Source organism: Pseudoduganella rivuli, from assembly GCF_009674485.1.
GTDB classification, from domain to species: domain Bacteria; phylum Pseudomonadota; class Gammaproteobacteria; order Burkholderiales; family Burkholderiaceae_D; genus Rugamonas; species Rugamonas rivuli_B.
Genome location: NZ_WKJJ01000003.1, coordinates 430,645 through 449,727, shown reverse-complemented (window position 1 = coordinate 449,727; position 19,083 = coordinate 430,645). Strand labels below are relative to the sequence as shown.

The window sequence follows — 19,083 nt, the reverse complement described above, 5'->3', positions numbered from 1 at the left end:
GGCGCAACCATGCAGACTCCGCTCATCCCGAACATCACGTCCACCGCCACGGGGACTGCGGCGCCGTCCAGCCGCACTTCCACCGCGGGTGCGGATGGCTTGTTCTCGCAATCGCTGACGCGCCAGATCGAACAGCGCCAGGCTTACAGCAACCAGATGGCGCAACCCGCGCAAATGGGCGCGCGTCCGCAAGCGGCGCGTGCGCCCCAGGCGCAAAGCCCGGCCGCGCCGCGCCCCGCGCAAGCGCAGCCGCCCGCCAAGGCGCCGGCAGCGCCACAACAAGCACCGCAGCCGCAACACGCCCAGCAGGCGCAGCAAGCGCCTCAAGCCCAACCTAACCAGGCACCGCAGCCGGCCGACAGCGCGGACGCGCACACCGCTGACGCCACGGCCCAGGACAGCAACGCCGGCGACGCCGGCCAGGCGGCAGCACAGGCGCCGGCCAGCGACAGCACGGCGGCGGACGCAGCCCAGGCGGCGCAGGCAGCGGACAACGCCGCAGCGGCCGCCATGGCCGAAGCCGCCGCACCAGCCGACGCCATGGCCGCCATGCTGGCCATGCTGGCCGGTTACAACCAGCCGCAGCAAGCCGCTCCGGCAACGAGCGCTACCGCCGCAGCAGCCGACGCGTCATTGGCCGCCACCGTCACCGCACAAACCGCCGGCGCGGACTTGCCGGCCGACCTGGCCGCCGCCGCAGTTGATGCGGCGGCGCTCGCAGCGGAAAACGCTGCCGCCGCGCCGGCCACGGATGCCGCCGCCGGCGCCGCCACGTTCGACGCGGCATTGAATGCCGCACTGGCCATGACCGGCCCGGCCGACGGCGAAGCCGCGGCCACCGCCACCACGAAGACCGCCACGCCGGCGCAAGCGCCCGTATCCGCCACGGCGGACGATGCGCTGCTGCCGCAGTCCGGCGTCGCGGTGCAGGACGCCACCCCATCCGACACCACGGCCACTGCCGCCACGGGCGCCACTCAGCAAGCCCTGCCGCAGGATGGCAAAACGGACACCGCGCAAGACTTCGCCGCCACGCTGGCCGCCCGCAAGGCGCCCGATACGGCCGCCGACACGACCGCTGCCGCCGGCGTCAAAGTCCAGGCCGATGTGCGCCAGCCTGCCGGCGCCGAGCGCGCCCAGGACAGCCGCGCCCCGGCCATCCGCGCGGTGGAAGCCAATACCGCCGCCAGCGCCCCCGCTCCCGTGGCGCAGGCGCAGTTGGCCTCCGCCAAAGCTGCGGAAGCCGTCGCCGCCAACCAGTTGCCGGCCCGCGTCGGCACCACGGCATGGGACCAGCAACTGGGCCAGAAAGTCGTGTGGATGGTGGCCGGCGGCGAACAGAGCGCGTCGCTGACGTTGAATCCGCCAGACCTGGGCCCGATGCAAGTGGTGTTGAACGTGTCGAACGACCAGGCCAGCGCCAGCTTCACGGCCGCCCAGCCGGAAGTCCGCCAGGCGCTGGAAGCGGCCATGCCGCGCTTGCGTGAAATGATGAGCGAAGCCGGTATCCAGCTGGGCAGCGCCACCGTGTCGGCCGATACGTCCGGCCAGCAGCAGGCCTTTGAACAAGCGCGCGCCGCCCAGCAAGGCAATGGCGGACGCGGCGGCCGTGGCCAGGGTGGCAACGGCGATGGCCAGGGCGGAGCAAATGGCGGCAACGACGCCACACCGGCGCCGCGCCGGCGGGTATTGGGCGCAGTCGATACCTTCGCCTGATGTCCACGCGTGCCATAATACCGACATTGATGTATTGATTGATTTCAGCGGGCAAGGGTTATTTTGAAAGCAAATCCCAAAGCAAAGGCGGAGCCGAAAGTCGAGGCTGCTGCACCGGTCAACTCCAAGAAGAAGTTGATCATCATCGGCGGCCTGGTGGCCGTGCTGGCCGCCGGTGGCGGCGGCGCCTGGGTCATGCTGAAAGGCGGCGGCGACCACGATGAAGCGCCCGCCAAGCACAGCAAGAAAAAAGAAGCCAAGGCCGGCCCGCCGATTTACGTGACGATCGAACCGTTCACCGTCAATCTGCAACCGGAAAACGGCGAGCAATACCTGCAAGTGGCCTTTACCCTGCAAGTGGCCGGGCTGGAAGACGTCGATGTCATCAAGAACAACATGGCCAAGGTACGCAGCCGCGTGCTACTGTTACTGTCAAGCAAGAAGGCATCGGAAATCAATACGCCGGAAGGCAAGCAGCAGTTGAGCGAGGAAATCCTTGAACAAATCAAGGAACCGTTCGAACGCAGGGGATCGGAACAGGAAGTCACGGAAGTGCTGTTCACGTCATTCATCATTCAATAATTAATAGCTTTTCTCAGTATCAATACTAGCCATGGCGGATAATTTTCTTTCCCAGGAAGAAGTTGACGCCCTTCTGAAGGGTGTCAACGGCGATCAGGACGACATCGCCACACCCGAAGAAGTCACCGGTGTCCGGACATATAACCTTGCCACGCAAGAGCGTATCGTCCGTGGCCGGATGCCGACGCTTGAAATCATCAATGAACGTTTTGCGCGTTTGTTGCGCGTCGGCCTGTTCAACTTCCTGCGCCGCAGCGCGGAGGTATCGGTCGGCTCGGTGCGGGTATCGAAGTACAGCGAATTCATCCGTAACCTGGTGGTGCCCACCAACCTGAACCTGGTCCACATGAAACCGCTGCGCGGCACCGCGTTGATGGTGTTCGACCCGGGCCTGGTCTTCCTTCTGGTCGACAACCTGTTCGGTGGCGACGGCCGCTTCCACACCCGCGTGGAAGGCCGCGATTTTACGCAGACGGAACAGCGCATCATCCTGCGCATCCTCGATATCGTGTTCGAGGCGTACACCAAGTCGTGGGAACCGGTGTATCCCGTCGAGTTCGAATACATCCGTTCTGAAATGAATACGCAGTTCGCCAACATCGCCACGCCGAACGAAGTGGTGGTGGCGTCGACGTTCACGGTGGAACTGGGTTCCGTGTCGGGCCAGATCCACTTCTGCATGCCGTATTCGATGATCGAGCCGATCCGCGATGCGCTGACGTCGTCGCTGCAGGGCGAGGCGCTGGAAGTCGACAAGCGCTGGATCCGCCTGATGACGCAACAGATCCAGATCGCGGAAGTGGAACTGGTGGCGCGCCTGGGCACGGCCAAGGTGTCGTTCGATGAAATCCTCAACATGCGGGTGGGCGACATCATTCCGCTGACCATCCCGGAAACCATCGAAGCCACCGTCGACGGCGTCCCGGTGCTCGATTGCACTTATGGCGTCCTGAACGGACAATACGCGCTGAAAGTAGAGAAGTTGCTGGCGAATTCCGACAGCATGAATGCAAAATAAGGAGTGAAAGATCATGTCGGATAACCAAGACGATCAAAGCCTCGACGACGATTGGGGCGCGGCGATCGCCGAACAGGCCAAGGCGGAAGCGGAAGCGCTGGCCAGCCAGCAGGCTGCGCAAGCCGCCGTGTTCAAGGATTTTTCCAAGCAGCCGTCGAAAACCGAAACCCACAACGATATCGACTTCATCCTCGATATCCCCGTGCAACTGACGGTGGAACTGGGCCGCACCAAGATCGCCATTAAAAACCTGCTGCAACTGGCGCAGGGTTCCGTGGTCGAACTGGACGGACTGGCGGGCGAACCGATGGACGTGCTGGTCAACGGCTGCCTGATCGCCCAGGGCGAGGTGGTGGTGGTGAACGATAAATTCGGTATCCGTTTGACCGATATCATTACGCCATCCGAACGCATCCGAAAATTGAATAAATGACGCAAGTGTTCGACAAGCCCGCAAGGGCGATGGCCATGCTGGCATGCGTGCTGGCCTTTTCCTCGATGCCTGCCATGGCGGCCCAAACCGCATCCGGTGCGATTTCCGGCGCCAGCGCGGCAACCGCGGAACCTGCCGCCTCCGCCGGCGCCGAAGCGGCTCCGGCCGCCGTGCAGGCCACGCCGCCAGTTACCCCTGCCGCCACGCCGGAACAGCAAGCCGCCCTGGCCGGCGCCCGCCCCGCCACGCCGCTGCCCATGCAAGCGCCGCCCTCGCCCGGCGGCAGCCTGCTGCAGACCACGCTGTCGCTGATCGTCGTGCTGGCCGTGCTGGTGGGACTGGCATGGCTGTTGAAACGCTATGGCCCGAAAAGCGTGACGGGCAGCGCCAACGTCAAACTGGTCGGCGCGCTGAGCGTGGGTACGCGCGAGCGCATCCTCGTGGTGGAAGTGGGCGAGCAATGGATCGTCGTGGGCGCTTCGCCCGGCCGCATGAATGCGCTGGCCACCATGCCGCGCCAGGAAGCCGAACTGGCGCCGCCCGCACCCGGCGCCGGTTCCGGGCAGGCGCTGCCCAGCGCGAATTTCGCGGAATGGTTCAAACAGACGATCGAAAAACGCAATGGCAAATAAGCACGGCCTCACGGCAACCACCGCGAAGCGCCTGCTGGCCGCCGCCCTGACGGCCCTGCCATTGCTGGCGGCCGCGGAACCATCGATCCCTGCCTTTACCAGCACGCCGGCCGGCGGCGGCGCCACGAATTATTCGCTGTCGCTGCAAACGCTGATCGTGATGACGGCGCTGACCTTCATCCCGGCCGTGTTGCTGATGATGACGGGTTTTACGCGCATTATCATTGTGCTGTCGCTGCTGCGCCAGGCGATGGGCACGCAATCGGCGCCGCCCAACCAGGTCATGGTGGGGCTGGCGCTGTTTCTCACGTTATTCGTCATGAGTCCCGTGCTGGACAAGATTTACGTGGACGCTTACCTGCCGCTGCAGGAAAACAAGATCACCATGCAGGAAGCGCTGGAACGGGGCGGCGCCCCGCTGAAATCGTTCATGCTGAAACAGACGCGCCAGGCCGACCTGGCGCTGTTCGTCAAATTGTCGCGCACGCCCGCGCTGCAGGGGCCGGAAGACGTGCCGCTGAAGGTGCTGGTGCCGGCCTTCGTTACCAGCGAACTGAAAACCGCGTTCCAGATCGGTTTTGCCATCTTCATCCCCTTCCTCATCATCGACATGGTGGTGGCGTCCGTGCTGATGTCGATGGGTATGATGATGATGTCGCCCGCCGTGATTTCACTGCCGTTCAAGCTGATGCTGTTCGTGCTGGTCGATGGCTGGCAATTGCTGCTCGGCTCGCTGGCGCAGAGTTTCTACTGATGGTGCGGATATGACACCGGAAAGCGTCTTGACGATGGGCCGCCAGGCCATGGAAGTCACCCTGATGGTGGCGGCGCCGCTGCTGCTGGTGGCGCTCGTTATCGGCCTGGTGATTTCGATTTTCCAGGCCGCCACGCAAATCAATGAAGCCACCCTGTCATTCATCCCGAAACTGGTCGGCATCTTTGTCGCGCTGGTGGTGGCGGGCCCATGGATGCTGTCCGTCATGCTGGACTATATGCGCCAGGTGTTTACGGGTATCCCCGGCCTGGTAGGCTGAGCTCGTCCATGACAAAAAAAGTTTCCTGACAGCCTCATGATCACGCTGTCCAGCGCCGATATCAACATATGGATTGCTTCGCTGCTGTGGCCGCTCGCGCGCATCCTGGGGCTGATCACCGCCGCACCCGTGCTGGGCAACCGCAGTGTTCCAACTACGGTCAAAGTCTCGCTGGGCGTGCTGCTGGCCCTGGTGATTGCGCCGACTGTCCCCAAGCTGCCGGCCACCGACCCCATGTCGTATGCCGGTTTGCTGATCCTGGTGCAGGAAATGCTGATCGGCGTGGCCATGGGATTCACGATGCGTATCGTGTTTTCTTCCATTGAAATGGCCGGCGAAATCAGCAGCCTGACCATGGGCCTGGGCTTCGCGTCGTTTTTTGACCCGAATACCCAGGGAAGATCATCGGCTATCAGCCAATTCCTTGCGTTAGTTGCTACAATGGCATTCATTTCTATTAACGCACACTTGGTCTTGCTGTCGGCGCTGGCGGAAAGCTTCCAGACCTTGCCGGTCTCCGGCATCCCCATCAATGGCGGCGGCTTCAAGCGCGTCGCCGACTGGGGCGCCCGTATTTTCAGCGCAGGCTTGCAATTGTCGCTGCCCATCGTGGCCGCCCTGCTGATCACCAACGTGGCGCTGGGCGTGCTGACGCGCGCCGCGCCGCAATTGAATTTGTTCGGTATTGGTTTCCCGATTACGTTGGGGATTGGTTTTATTGTGGTAGCGACAACGCTGCCGTATTTGGGCACGCCGCTGGAAAATCTGTTCCTGCAAGGCGTGGAGAAAGTCAGGGAATTCCCGCGCATCTGGGTTGCGCGAGAGCCACAGCCGGCGTCACGTACCGCCCCGCCGGCAGCCCCGGCGCTTAATCAAACGCCCCCGGCAGTCGCCCAGTAATTAAGCAGTACGTGCAATCAATTGATTTCCATGGAGAAAGTCCTGGTGTATCATGGTTGAGCCGCCCAGGAGAAAAAACTCATGAGTTCCATCGTCCCAACTTTCTCAACTGATCAGATCGTCGCGTTCACGACGGATCAGCTGATTTCCTTCACGACCGAGGAAATCGCCGATCTGACCACGGAACAAGTGGCGGTGCTGACGACCGACCAATTGCCGGCGTTTACCACGCTGCAAGTGTCGGCCATGGAAACGGACGATGTGGCAGCCCTGACCACCGACCAGATCCCGGTGCTCTCGTCGCTGCAGGTGATGGCATTGAAAACGTCCCAGCTGCGCGCGCTCGGCACCGCGCAACTGGCGGCAATGGAATCGCAGGACGTGGCGGCCCTGCGCAGCAACCAGCTGACGGCGCTGCAATCGCAGCAACTGGGTGCGCTCAGCACCGACGCCCTGACCGCACTGACGGCAACGCAGGTAGGCGCCATTACGTCGCTGCAAATCATGGGGCTGACCAGCGACCAGCTGGGCGTGCTGACCAGTGTACAAATCGCCGCCATCAGCCGCACCACGCTGGCTTCGCTCGACACCCTGCAAATCAGCACGCTGTCGACCACTGCGCTGACCTCGCTCAGCAGCAGCCAGCTGGGCGCCCTGACGTCGCTGCAGGTACCGGCGCTGACCACCGACCAGATCGTCGCGCTGACCAGCAAGCAAATCAATAGCCTGTCGGCCGCCTCGCTGGCGCTGTTGACGACGGAACAAATCGCCGCGATTGAAACAGACGATATTCCCGGCCTGACGACGGCCCAGTTGTCCGGCCTGTCCGGCGACCAGCTGGCCGCCATCAATACCGACCAGATTATTGCGCTGACGACGGCGCAAGTGGCGGCGCTGCGCTCGACCGTCATCGCCAGCCTCACCACGGCCCAGATCCAGGCGCTGGAAACGCGCGACATCGCCGCGCTGACGTCGCGCCAGGTGATGGCCCTGACCGACGAACAGTTGGCCGCGCTGACCACCGACCAGATGGCCGCGTTTGAAACCGCGGACTTGCGGGCGCTGACCAGCGACCAGGTATCCGTACTGAGCACGGACCAGTTGACGGCGCTGTCGACGGTGGCGCTGCTGACGTCCGCGCAATTGCGGGGCTTGACCAGCGACCAGATCGCCGCACTGGAAACCCAGGATATCGCCGGCTTCAGCAGCAGCCAGTTGAATGCACTGACGGAAGACCAGGTTGGCAGCCTGACCAGCGACCAGATCATCGCGTTTACCGCCAGCCAGTTCGCAGCCATGCCGACCGGCTTCCTGTCGCGCCTGAGCACCACGCAAATCGGCCAGATCGAAACCAACGACATTGCCGCCCTGCGCACCAACCAGGTCGCGAAACTCGGTTCGGACCAGATTGCCGCGCTGACCACCGACCAGTTCAGCGCGCTGAACAGCACGGCGATTTCCGCCTTCGCCACCAGCCAGGTGGCGGCACTGACGACGGAACAACTGGAAGCGCTGACCACGCTGGCAGCCATGACCAGCCGCCAGATCGCGGCCTTGACGACGGACCAGATCGTCGGCCTGTCGACCCGCAACCTGGCCACCTTGACCAGCAGCCAGATCAATGCGCTGAAAGACGAACAAATGGTGGTGCTGAACAGCGACCAGCTGGCAGCGCTGTCCACCAAGCAAATCCAGGGCTTCAATTCCGCCGCCCTGCTGGCGCTGACCACCGATCAGATCCAGCAGATCGAAACGCAGGACATCGCCGCCCTGCTGTCGTCCCAGCTGGTCAAACTGTCCGCCGAGCAAATCGGCGCGCTGACCACCGACCAGGTGGCCGCGCTGTCGACCGCCGCCGAAGCGGCGCTGACCACGTTGCAGATCGGTGCGCTGTCGACCGCGCAACTGGCCGCGCTGCCATCGCTGGCGGCGCTGACGTCGCGCCAGCTGGGCGCCATGACCAGCGACCAGATTGCCGCTTTCACCACCGCCAGCCTGGCCACGCTGAAAACCAGCCAGATCGCCGCGATGACCGGCGACCAGCTGTCGGCCTTCACATCCGACCAGTTGATTGCGCTGTCCGGCACGCAAATGCGCGCGCTGTCGACTGCCGCACTGTCGGGCCTGTCGTCGGCCATGGTGGCCGCGATTGAATCGAACGACCTGGCCGCCATGTCGTCGCGCCAGTTGGCGTCGCTGACCACCGACAAGATTGCCGCACTGACCACCGACCAGTTGCCCGCGCTGGGCACGTCGCTGATTGCGGGCCTGACCACCGACCAGGTTGGCGCGCTGAACACGGAACAATTGAACGCGCTGTCGAGCCTGACGGCGCTGACCACGCGCCAGCTGGCAGTCCTGGGTACGGACGTCATTGCCGGCCTGGAAACCAACGATTTGCAAGGCTTGAAATCGTCGCAAATCGCCGCGCTGCAATCGCACCAGGCGGCGGCGCTGACCACCGACCAGATCATTGCGCTGACCGATGCGCAAATGCGCGCGATGAACACGGTCGCCCTGCAAGCGTTGAATTCCGACCAGTTGCGCGCGATCGAAGTGGATGACCTGGTCGGCATGCGCTCGAACCAGTTGAACAAGCTGCTGACCAACCAGATCGCCGCGCTGACCACGCTGCAAATCGCCAACCTGACCACGTCGCAGCTGGCGGGCATGACGGCGGAACAGAAATCCGCGCTGACGACGGATCAATTGGCGGCACTGCAGTCGATTTCATCGTTCACCACGGCCGCCATTGCCGCGCTGACCACCGACCAGATCGCCTCGCTGGCCGACGCGACCCTGGCGACCTTGCGCACCAACCAGGTTGCCGCGCTGACCAGCCTGCAATTGCAGGTCTTGACCAGCAACCAGATCGTGGCGCTGACCACGCAGCAATTCGCCGCGCTGACGACCAAACAAATCGCCGCGCTGACCACCGACCAGTTGCCATTCATCGAACTGACGGACGTGGCGGCGCTGCGCACGTCGCAACTGGCCGCACTGAACACCGAGCAGATCGAATCGCTGACGACGGAACAGTTCGCCAATCTGACGACGCAGGAACTGGCCGGCCTGACAACCCTGCAAATCGCGTCGCTGACGCAAGCGAAACTCGATGCGCTGTCGTCGCTGGCGCCGCTGTCGAGCCGCCAGCTGGCCGCGCTGACGACCGACCAGATCGGCGTGCTGGCGCTGGACAAGATCACCACGCTGAAGAGCAACCAGATTGCCGGCCTGACCAGCCTGCAAGTAAGCGCGCTGACCACCGAACACATCGCCACCTTCAACACGGCGCAAATCCGCAGCCTGTCGACCTCCACGCTGGCCGCGCTGAGCGCCACGCAAGTGGCCGCCATCGAGGCCGACGACATTGCCATCATGCTGACGCGCCAGATCGCGTCGCTGACCACCGACCAGATCATGGCGCTGACGGTGACGCAGTTGGGCAGCTTCACCACGCAGCAAATCGGCGCGCTGAACTCGCGCCAGCTCAATGCCATGACGTCGGACCAGATCGCCGCGCTGTCGTCGCTGGGCGCGATCAGCACCACGCAGATCGCCGGCATGACGTCGGCGCAAATCCAGTCGATCACGCTGCCGCAAATCGCCGCGCTGCGCACCAACCAGCTGGGCGCCTTCACCACCGAGCAGATCGGCTACTTCACGGCTGACCAGATTGCCGCGCTGACCACCGGTCAGGTGGCGTCGCTGTCGAAAAACCTGCTCAATGCGCTGACGGCCGACCAGATCGCCGCGATTGAAAACGAAGACATCGCGGCGCTGACCACGGGCCAGATGGCCGCCATGTCCAGCACGTTCGCCCAGTCGCTGACGCAGTCGCAATTGGGCGAACTGACCAGCCGCGAAATCGCGTCGATGAACACGGCCGCGCTGACGGTGCTGACAGCCGACCAGATTGCCGCGCTGAGCGGCCTGACGATGCTGACGTCGTCGCAAATTGCCGCCCTGAACAGCGACCAGATCGCCACGCTGGCGGATGCCGACCTGGTTTCGCTGGCAACGCGCCAGATCGCCGGCATGGGCAGCATGCAAATGGCGGGCCTGACTGCGGCGCAAGTCGCCACCCTGACCAGCGCCCAGATCCGCGCGTTGGGCGTGAAAGCCATTGAAGCCATGACGGCCGAGCAAGTGGCCGCCATCGAAGAAGCGGATATCCCGGCGCTGAGCTCGCGCCAGATCACCACCTTCGACACGCTGCAAATCACGTCCATGACCACGGCGCAATTGCGCGTGATGACCAGCTCCAGCATTGCCGCGCTGACGCCGGCGCAGCTGGCCGCGTTCTCGGATACGCAAATGGCGTCGCTGGGCCGCATCTCGGACTACACGACGCAAATGATCGCGGCCATGTCCACCGCGCGCATTGCCGCGATGACGGTGGAAGACTTGCAATTGCTGAACACGCAGCAAGTCGCGGCGATCAATTCGGAGCAGTCCGGCGCACTGACCACGGCCCAGGTTGCCGGCTTCACCAGCAGGCAGTTTGCCGCGCTCAATACGCGCGCCCTGACCGGCCTGAGCGCCACCCAAATCGCCAAGATCGAACTGGAAGACCTGGCCGCGCTGACGTCGCTGCAAATCCGCGCACTGGACAGCGTGCAACTGGGCGCACTGACCCTGGACCAGGTGGCCAACCTGTCGACCGCCGCCGTGCGCGCCATGACGTCGGTGCAGATCGGCGCCCTCAATACCGCGCAACTGAGTTCGCTCAGCACGCTGGCCGGACTGGCCAGCACGCAAGTGGCGGCGCTGACGTCGACGCAGCTGGCATCGATGAGCGGCGACCGGCTGGCGACGCTGACGTCGGTCCAGTTGGCCGCACTGACCACCAGCCAGTGGCAATCACTGAACACGACACAAGTGGCGGCGCTGGACACCAAGCAATTCCAGTCGCTGTCGACCAAGGCCATTGCCGCCCTGACCAGCGCCCAGTTCGGCGCGATGGAAGACGCCGACCTGACGGCGTTGCGCTCCAACCAGGTGGCCGCGCTGAATACGGCCCAGTTGTCCGCCTTGTCGGCAGACAAAATGGCGGCGCTGCATTCGTCCGGCGTGGCGCAATTGAATACCCTGCAAATCAGCGTCCTGAACACGGCACAGATTGCCAGCCTGACCACATTGCAAGCCCGTTCGCTGTCGACCCGCGCGATTTCCGCGTTGAGCACGGCGCAAATTTCCGCGATGGAAGCGGACGACCTGGGCGTGCTGCGCACGTCGCAAATCCGCGCGCTGACCACGGCGCAACTGGCGGTACTGAGCCAGGCACAGCTGGTCGCGCTGGATTCCGGCCAACTGGCAGCGCTCAGCACGGCGCAAATGGCGGCGCTGTCGTCGTCGCAGTTCAACTTGCTGGACTCGCTGCTGTTCCTGACGCCGGCGCAAGTGGCGGCGCTGCCGACCGAACGCATTGCCACCTTGGACAGCACCAAGCTGGAACAGCTGCGCAGCGCGCAATTGGCCGCCATGACGTCACGCCAGGTGGCCGCCATGACGACGGCCCAGTTGTCGGCCCTGTCGACATCGCAATGGCGCGCCATCGATGCGGACGCCGTCGCGGCGCTGACCACGTTCCAGGTTTCCAGGCTCGATGTGGAAGACCTGGCGGCGCTGGTGACCAGCCAGGTCATGGCGCTGCGCACGGACCAGATCGCCGCGCTGACCACCGATGAACTGGGTGGCCTGACGTCGTCCCAGCTGGGTGCACTGACCAGCCTGCAAATGTCGGCGCTGGGCACGGCGCATCTTGCTGCACTGTCGAGCCTGCAAGGCTTCACGACCCGGCAATTGTCCGGCTTGTCCAGCGCGCAGCTGACGTCGCTGGACGAAGCGCACCTGGGCACCCTGCGCTCGTCGCAAGTGGCCGCGCTGAACAGCCTGCAAGTGTCGTGGCTGACCACGGCGCAAATCAGCCAGCTCAATACGCTGCAAGTGAAGTCGCTGTCGTCGAAAGCGCTGGATGGCTTGTCGACCACGCAATTGCGCGCGCTGACTGCCGATGGCTTGCAAGCACTGACCACCGGCCAGTTCACCACGCTGTCGACGGACCAGATCCAGTCGCTGTCGACCGACCAGATGGGCTTGCTGAATTCCGCGCAACTGGCCGTACTGACCACGGCGCAAATGCGCGCCCTGTCCAGCAGCCAGATTGCCGCGCTGTCCAGCCTGCAAGGCTTCGGCTTGACGCAACTCGGGGCGCTGGCCAGCGAACAATTAAGCACCATCGGCGACGCCCAGCTGGCCACCATCCGCACCGCGCAATTTGCCGCGCTGTCGAGCCGCCAGCTGTCGTGGCTCACGTCGACGCAAATCGTCGCGCTCAGTTCCGGCCAGGTGCGCTCGCTGACGGCAAGCGCGCTCAATGGCTTGAGCACGCTGCAAATGGCGGCGCTCGATGCGGAAGACCTGGCCGCCATGACGAGCGCGCAAGTGGTGGCGCTGCGCACCGACCTGATCGGCAGCCTGACCAATGCGCAGGTGGCGGCGTTGACGTCGCAGCAGTTGGCGATGTTGAAAACCGCGCAAATCGGCGCACTGGGCACGGCCCAGCTGGCCGCGCTGGATTCGCTCAGCGGCCTGACGACCACGCAGCTCAATGCGCTGACCACGTTGCAGCTGACGTCGCTGGACCAGACGCACATGGACACGCTGCGCTCGTGGCAGATCGGCGGCCTGTCGTCGCGCCAGGTGGCGGCGCTGACCAGCAGCCAGATCGCCGCCCTGTCCACCTTGCAAGTGCGGGCGCTGTCGGTGTCCGCGCTGGGCAACCTGTCGACCGCGCAAGTCGTCGCCATCGAACTGGATGACGTGGCGGCGCTGACATCCACGCAAGTGGCGGCGTTCAAGTCGCAGCATATCGCGGCCATGAGCAACGACCAGCTGGGCGCGCTGACCACGCGTACCGTGTCCGGCATGAGCACGTACCAGATCGCGGCGCTGTCGACGGCCCAACTGAGCGCGTTCACCACGCTGGCCGGCCTGACGGCTGTGCAGATCGGCGCCCTCAGCACCTTGCAGGCGACGGCGCTGAATGCGGACCAGATCGATTCGTTGAAGACGCACCAGGCCGCCGCGCTCAGCACGCAAGTGCTGGCCGCGTTCAGCACGGCGCAAATCGCCATGCTGACCAGTGCGCAACTGAATGCGCTGACGGCGCGGGCACTGAACACCTTGTCCAGCACGCAATTGAATGCGATGGAACAGGACGACTTCCAGGCGTTGAAGTCGACACAGATCGCGCTGCTGACGTCGACGCAGATTGCGTCGATCTCGACCGACCGCATCGGCTTGATGAACACAATGCAAATCCGTGCGCTGAAAGCCACGCAGATTGCCGCGCTGACCACCGACCAGCTGACCAATATGACGGTGGCGGAATTCGCCGGCTTCTCGGCGACGCAAGTCAAATCCTTTACCGCGGCGCAGCTGGCGGTACTGACGACGGAACAGAAAGATGCCTCGCCGCTGGGCAGCCCGCTGCAGCTGGACCTGGACGGCGACGGTATCGAAACCTTGTCGTTCGACGCCGGCGTACGCTTCGACCTGTTTGCCAACGGCCAACCGGTGCAGACCGGCTGGGCCGGCCATGGCGACGGCTTGCTGGCGCTGGACCGCAACCATGACGGCGTCATCAACGATGGCGGCGAACTGTTCGGCACGTCCACCGTGCTGGCGGACGGCAAACGCGCCAGCGACGGCTTTGCCGCACTGGCGGAATTGGACAGCAATGCCGATGGCGTCATCGACAGCAAGGATGCCGCCTATGGCGACTTGCGCGTGTGGGTCGATGGCAATGCCGATGGTGTCAGCCAGGCGGGTGAATTGCGCTCGCTGCACGATGCCGGCGTGGCCAGCATCAACGCGGGCGGCGCCGCCGTCAGCGAAAAAGATGCGGGCAACTGGATCGGCATGCGCGGCAGCTTTGTCACCACGGAAGGCTTGCAGCAAGGCGTGGCCGACGTCTGGTATGCGACCAGCCGCAACGATGATGCGGGATCGCTGCGCGAACAGGTGGGTGCGCTGACGCAGGCCATGTCCGGCTTTAACGCTGAGAATGGCGGCGTGGCGGGTGGACTGGCGTGGAACGACACGGCGCCGACCAGCTTCGCCACCTTGGCGGCCGGGGTCGACCAATTGGCGCGCGAATTGCGCAGCTATGCGGACCGCAGCGCGGGCGCCGACCACAGCGCGGCAGCTGGCCTGACGGATGACCAAAAGCGGCGCGAACCGCCGCCGGGGATCCTGGCGACGAAATAACGGTAACGGGTTGCGTAGGGCGGTTTCCGCTTGGGCGGAAGCCGCCATGCATGCGCCGCCATTGACCGATGCAGCACTGGTCCGCACGCAATGGCGGCAAGCCTTCAGCTTACCGCCCTACGCAATCATCCCGCCTCCTGGATCAGCCTTCCGTGGGTAGCAACGCAAAACGCCCGGCGCACTTTGTCAGTGCACCGGGCGTTTGCGTTTCAGGCGGGCAGTAATCAGCCGATGAAGTTAAACAGCGACAGGCTGGTCAGTGTCTTATACGACTTCTGCGCCGCCTCCAGGCTGATTTGCTGCTGCGTGAAATTCGAGATGGCGGTGATGGTGTCGATGTCCTGCAAGTCCGACAACGTGGACGCATACTGGATATTCAAATCTTCACCCGCGCTGTCCAGGTAATCCATTTCCTTCAGCCGCGCCCCCACGGAGGCCCGCACCGACAGCACGTTGTCGATCGCGTTGTCCAGGTTGGCGTTGGCGGAGTTGAGCAGGTTATTCAGCTTGGCCTGCCCCACTTCGCCCGTGGCGTCGGAGCGCAGCGCATTGATCACGTCCTGCACGGTCTCGAACACGGATTTCTTATCGCTGGGGTTGACGGTGAACTTGTCCAGGTCCGCCGGATTGCCGTGGATTTCGAATTGCAGCCCGTCAAACGCGATGGTTTCACCGCTCTTGTACGGAATCGGGTCCGGCGGAACCGGGTTGGGCGGCACCGGCTGGCCCAGGGTCAGATCCGTCACCGTGTACGTGGTCACGGCCGGGATGCCGGGCGAACCCGGCGTCACGCTGAAATTGATTTCGTACTGGTGGTCCGTGATGGCATTGGCATTGGTCACGGAACCGGGCGAAATAATACCGCTGCCGCCGCGCGTCGCGTTGGCCGGATCGGCGCCGGTTTTAAAGGTCCCGTTGCCAGTAATATTGTTTTCAAAGATCGACGAGCCGGAATCGCTGATGGCCAGGGTCCGGGTCGAACCCACCTGCAGCGAACGTTCGCCCTGGTCGCCCTGGTAGATCGCACCGGTCGACGTCTTGGCGAACGGCACACTGTCCTTGTAGCCGGAGAACAAATAGCCGCCGGCGCCGTCGGCCGTGTTGGCCACGCCCAGCAGGTCCGACATGCGGGCTTCCAGTTCCACCGCGATCATTTCCCGGTCCTGGTTCGTCATCGAGCCATTGCCGCCGTTGACCGCCAGCGTCTTGATGTCCTGCAGCAGCGAGGTGGTGGACGCCAGCGCGACTTCCTCCTGCGACAGCGAGGAACGGGCATTCTGGCGGTTAGTCACCAGTTGCGTATTGACCGACTGCGATTGCGTGATTTCCAGCGCGCGCGCCGTGGCGATCGGGTCGTCCGACGGCGCCAGGTTCTTGCGGCCGGTGGCCAGCTGTTGCTGGATCTTCGACATATTCGTTTGCAGCGACGACAACTGGCTCTTGCCGTGGTCGAAAATCGTCTTGGTGCTGATGCGCATGATCATGACTAATACTCCTTAGCGGCCCAGCGATACCAGCACGTCGAACAGCTGGCTGGCGATCTGCATCACCTTGCCGGCCGCCTGGTAAGCCTGCTGGTAGCGCAGCAATTCCGCCGCTTCCTCATCCAGGTTCACGCCCACCACGCTCTGGTACGCATTGGTGGCTTGCTCCGCGGCGGAATCCGCCGCCAGCCCGCCGATCTGCACTTCGCGCGCCTTGTTGCCGACCGCGTTGACCATGGCGGCATAGCCGCTCTGGAACGTGGTCTTCCCGTTATTCAACACTGTCTTGGTTTGCAAGGCGGCCAGCAGCGCGCCATTGCGGTTGTCCTTGGTACCGCCCGCGTTCGGGGCCGTCACGGCAAACGTATCGTTGTTGCCCGGCGTTCCAGAGATCGCCACACTGATGCCGCCAAAGGTGAAGGTATCGCCATCGGTATAGGGAATCGGTGTGGTGCCGGCAGGATAAGTGGTCGACGCGCCATTGACGCCCTTTACCACCACATCCTGCGCCGCCGGGAAACCCGTGAAGCCGCCGGCGGCCTGGTCGTACGTCAAGGTCACCGTGCCATTCAGCGTATTGGCGGGATCGAGGAAGGCCGCATCGACGGAACCGGCGCTGATCTTGCCATTGCCGGTATTGGTCAGTGGCGCATTGGTGGTGACCGGGGCGGCCAGCGCAATCTTACCGACGTCCGTCAGCGCCACGCCGATGTCGGATGCCGCATTCATCGTCGGCTTGATTTCAAAGTGGTCGCCAGTCTGCGGGATGCCGGTGATCGTGTATTCGACACCGTCGATCATTTGCGGTTCCGTTTGCGGGAATGGCGAAATAATGGTCGACTGGCCATCGGACTGGCGCTTCAGGAACAGGTTGGTGCCGTCGTAATTCAAGTCATAGGTGCTGGTGGTCAGCGCACTGGCATCCTTGACGATACCCGTGACTTTTGCCGTACTCAGCGGCGAGTTACGCTTGTCGACGCCGACACCGACTTCAATATCTTTAAAGAAATTACCGCCAATGTCGCCATTCCGGTCCTGCCCCAGCTTGTGCTGGGCATTGAAGGCAGCCGCGATGCCGGCGGCCACCTGTCCCAGTTGCGCCTGGGCCTGGTCCAACGATTCGCTACGGAATTTCAGCAAGGCGCCCAAGGTGCCGCCGCCCGTCAGGGCCGTGTCCGGCAAGGTGGAAATTTTGTCGCCGGCGACATAGCCGATCGACAGCTTGTTCACGTCCGACAGCGACGTCTGCGTAGCCAGCTGGTAACTGCGGTTGCCGATCACCAGCGGCTGGCCGGTGCCGATCGACACGGTCAACGTATTGCTGGCGCCCTTTTCCACATTGACCTTGACCAGCTTGTTCAATTCGCGGATCAGCTGATCGCGCTGGTCCAGCAAGTCATTCGGCATGCGCGACGCATCGGCGGACATGCCGGCAATATCGTTATTCAACTGGGCAATCTTGGAGCCATACGAATTGATCTGGCTAACAGTGGTCGACACTTCCGCGTTGACGCCCTCGCCGATTTCCGTCAGGCGCTCGCTCATGCTGTGGAAGCGGCCCGCCAGCGTATTGGCGGTCGACAGCAGCGCGCTGCGCGACGCATCGGTGGCGGGATTGGACGCGGCATCCTGCACGCCCTTGAAGAAATCCTGCAGCGCCGGCGTCAGGCCGGACGTGGAATCGGCCAGCAAGTTGTCGATCTGGCTGATTTGCTGAAAATAACCGTTTTGCTCAGCCTGGGTCGACTGGGCATTCATTAGGGTTTTGTTGAGGAAATCATCATACTGGCGCACGATGGCCGTCACGGTGGTACCCGTGCCGAGGAAGAAGCCGCCGGTCGCTTCCGGCTGCGCATTTCCCTGCAACACCGTCTGCCGGCTGTAACCTTCCACGTTGGCATTGGCGATGTTGTGCCCGGTCGTGGACAGACCGATCTGCGCCGCCATTAAACCCGTTTTACCTACGCTGAGGATACTCATGATGAAGTGTGCTTTTTTGCTTGATCTGTGTAGTCTACGGCAGGCTGCGCCAAAACTTGAAATTGCCTGTCGTTACGGTGCGCGCGACGACAGGTCAAACCAGTGACCGTTTGATAATACTTGTCAACTTGGCAGCGTAATTCGGGTCGGTCGCATAGCCGGCGCGCTGCAAGCCTTGTGCAAACTTGGTGGCGTCGCCGGCGCTGGCCAGCACTTTTTCATAGCGCGGGTTATTGCTCAGCAATTTCGCATAATCCTTGAAACTGTCCGCATAGGTGTCATAGGCGCGGAAACGTTCGACTTTGCGTTGCGCGACGCCGTTGACGTATTCCGTCGTGACCGCCTGCACGGTCTTGCCTTTCCATTCGGAACCGGCCTTGATGCCGAACAGGTTGTGGCTGTTGGTGCCGTCGCGGCCCCTGATTTCACGGCGGCCCCAGCCGCTTTCCAGCGCGGCCTGGCCCAGCATGAACTTGGCCGGGATGCCGGTGGTTTTCGATGCTTCATCGGCATGGCTGCCCAACTTGTCCTGGAAGGCGCGCACGTGGGGCGCCTGGTTGGCGCGGGCGGCTTCCTGTTCCGGTGTGAGCGCTGTTTTCGCCGCAGGGCCGCCCACCGCCTCCAATGCTTTTTGCAAGCGCTGCGCGGCCAGCGCGGACGTGCCGTCCAGTCCTGTCAGCGCGCTTTCATCGCCCAGCTTCAGCGCCTGCGCGTTTTGCGATTGCGACAACTGGCGCACCAGCACATCGGCCAGGCCCATGCCTTTGTTGGCCAGGTTCTGGCTGGTTTGCTGATCCAGCATGGCCGTGAACGTCTTGGTTTGCTGGCTGTCCATCATGCCGTCTTGCGGCGTGGCGTCGCGCATGCTTTTCATCACCATGTTGAGGAACATGGATTCAAACTGCTTCGCTGCGCCTTTCAGGGCTTCCGGCGAGCCCTCCTTGGCTTGCTGGCGCAGCGCGCCCATGCCCTTGACATCGGACGCCAGCGTGGCGGACAGGTCGGTGGATACGGGACTTTGACGGATCAT

At 63.4% G+C, this 19,083-nt stretch carries 12 protein-coding genes; 9 read left to right on the top strand and 3 right to left on the bottom strand.

What is annotated here, in order from left to right; genetic code table 11:
- Positions 1-9: 9 nt before the first annotated feature.
- The 9 genes from GJ700_RS06860 (at position 10) to GJ700_RS06820 (ending at position 14,589) form a co-directional block, all read left to right on the top strand.
- Complete coding sequence (locus tag GJ700_RS06860) at positions 10-1,716, top strand: flagellar hook-length control protein FliK (protein WP_154371897.1); 1,707 nt, start codon at positions 10-12, stop codon at positions 1,714-1,716.
- Between the two features lie 63 nt (positions 1,717-1,779).
- Positions 1,780-2,298, top strand: a complete 519-nt coding sequence (gene fliL, locus GJ700_RS06855; RefSeq protein ID WP_154371895.1) for a flagellar basal body-associated protein FliL — start codon at positions 1,780-1,782, stop codon at positions 2,296-2,298.
- A 31-nt stretch (positions 2,299-2,329) separates the two neighbouring features.
- Positions 2,330-3,316 (top strand): flagellar motor switch protein FliM, encoded by a 987-nt coding sequence (fliM, locus tag GJ700_RS06850; protein WP_154371894.1) that lies wholly within the window; start codon positions 2,330-2,332, stop codon positions 3,314-3,316.
- 13 nt (positions 3,317-3,329) lie between these two features.
- Positions 3,330-3,749: a flagellar motor switch protein FliN gene (fliN, locus tag GJ700_RS06845; protein ID WP_154371893.1), complete on the top strand. Its 420-nt coding sequence runs from the start codon at positions 3,330-3,332 to the stop codon at positions 3,747-3,749.
- Positions 3,746-4,381: a flagellar biosynthetic protein FliO gene (gene fliO / locus GJ700_RS06840; RefSeq protein ID WP_229506840.1), complete on the top strand. Its 636-nt coding sequence runs from the start codon at positions 3,746-3,748 to the stop codon at positions 4,379-4,381. The genes fliN and fliO overlap by 4 nt, the downstream gene beginning before the upstream one ends.
- Complete coding sequence (gene fliP, locus GJ700_RS06835; protein WP_154371892.1) at positions 4,371-5,135, top strand: flagellar type III secretion system pore protein FliP; 765 nt, start codon at positions 4,371-4,373, stop codon at positions 5,133-5,135. Before fliO ends, fliP begins: the two co-directional genes overlap by 11 nt.
- Positions 5,136-5,145: 10 nt before the next feature.
- Entirely contained in the window at positions 5,146-5,415 is a 270-nt protein-coding gene (gene fliQ, locus GJ700_RS06830) for a flagellar biosynthesis protein FliQ (RefSeq protein WP_154371891.1), read from the top strand.
- 36 nt (positions 5,416-5,451) lie between these two features.
- Positions 5,452-6,315 (top strand): flagellar biosynthetic protein FliR, encoded by an 864-nt coding sequence (gene fliR, locus GJ700_RS06825; RefSeq protein ID WP_154371890.1) that lies wholly within the window; start codon positions 5,452-5,454, stop codon positions 6,313-6,315.
- An 81-nt stretch (positions 6,316-6,396) separates the two neighbouring features.
- The gene (locus GJ700_RS06820) at positions 6,397-14,589 is read left to right on the top strand and encodes an SPM autocatalytic domain-containing protein (RefSeq protein ID WP_154371889.1); all 8,193 of its coding nucleotides are present in this window, start codon (positions 6,397-6,399) and stop codon (positions 14,587-14,589) included.
- A gap of 224 nt (positions 14,590-14,813) precedes the next feature.
- Here the strand turns inward: GJ700_RS06820 and flgL are convergent, their stop codons facing one another.
- From flgL to flgJ, 3 genes are all read right to left on the bottom strand, one after another.
- Complete coding sequence (gene flgL / locus GJ700_RS06815) at positions 14,814-16,073, bottom strand: flagellar hook-associated protein FlgL (RefSeq protein WP_154371888.1); 1,260 nt, start codon at positions 16,071-16,073, stop codon at positions 14,814-14,816.
- Positions 16,074-16,085: 12 nt separating this feature from the next.
- The gene (gene flgK, locus GJ700_RS06810; protein WP_154371887.1) at positions 16,086-18,053 is read right to left on the bottom strand and encodes a flagellar hook-associated protein FlgK; all 1,968 of its coding nucleotides are present in this window, start codon (positions 18,051-18,053) and stop codon (positions 16,086-16,088) included.
- A 94-nt stretch (positions 18,054-18,147) separates the two neighbouring features.
- On the bottom strand, positions 18,148-19,083 hold the full coding sequence (gene flgJ / locus GJ700_RS06805; RefSeq protein ID WP_154371886.1) for a flagellar assembly peptidoglycan hydrolase FlgJ: 936 nt from the start codon (positions 19,081-19,083) through the stop codon (positions 18,148-18,150).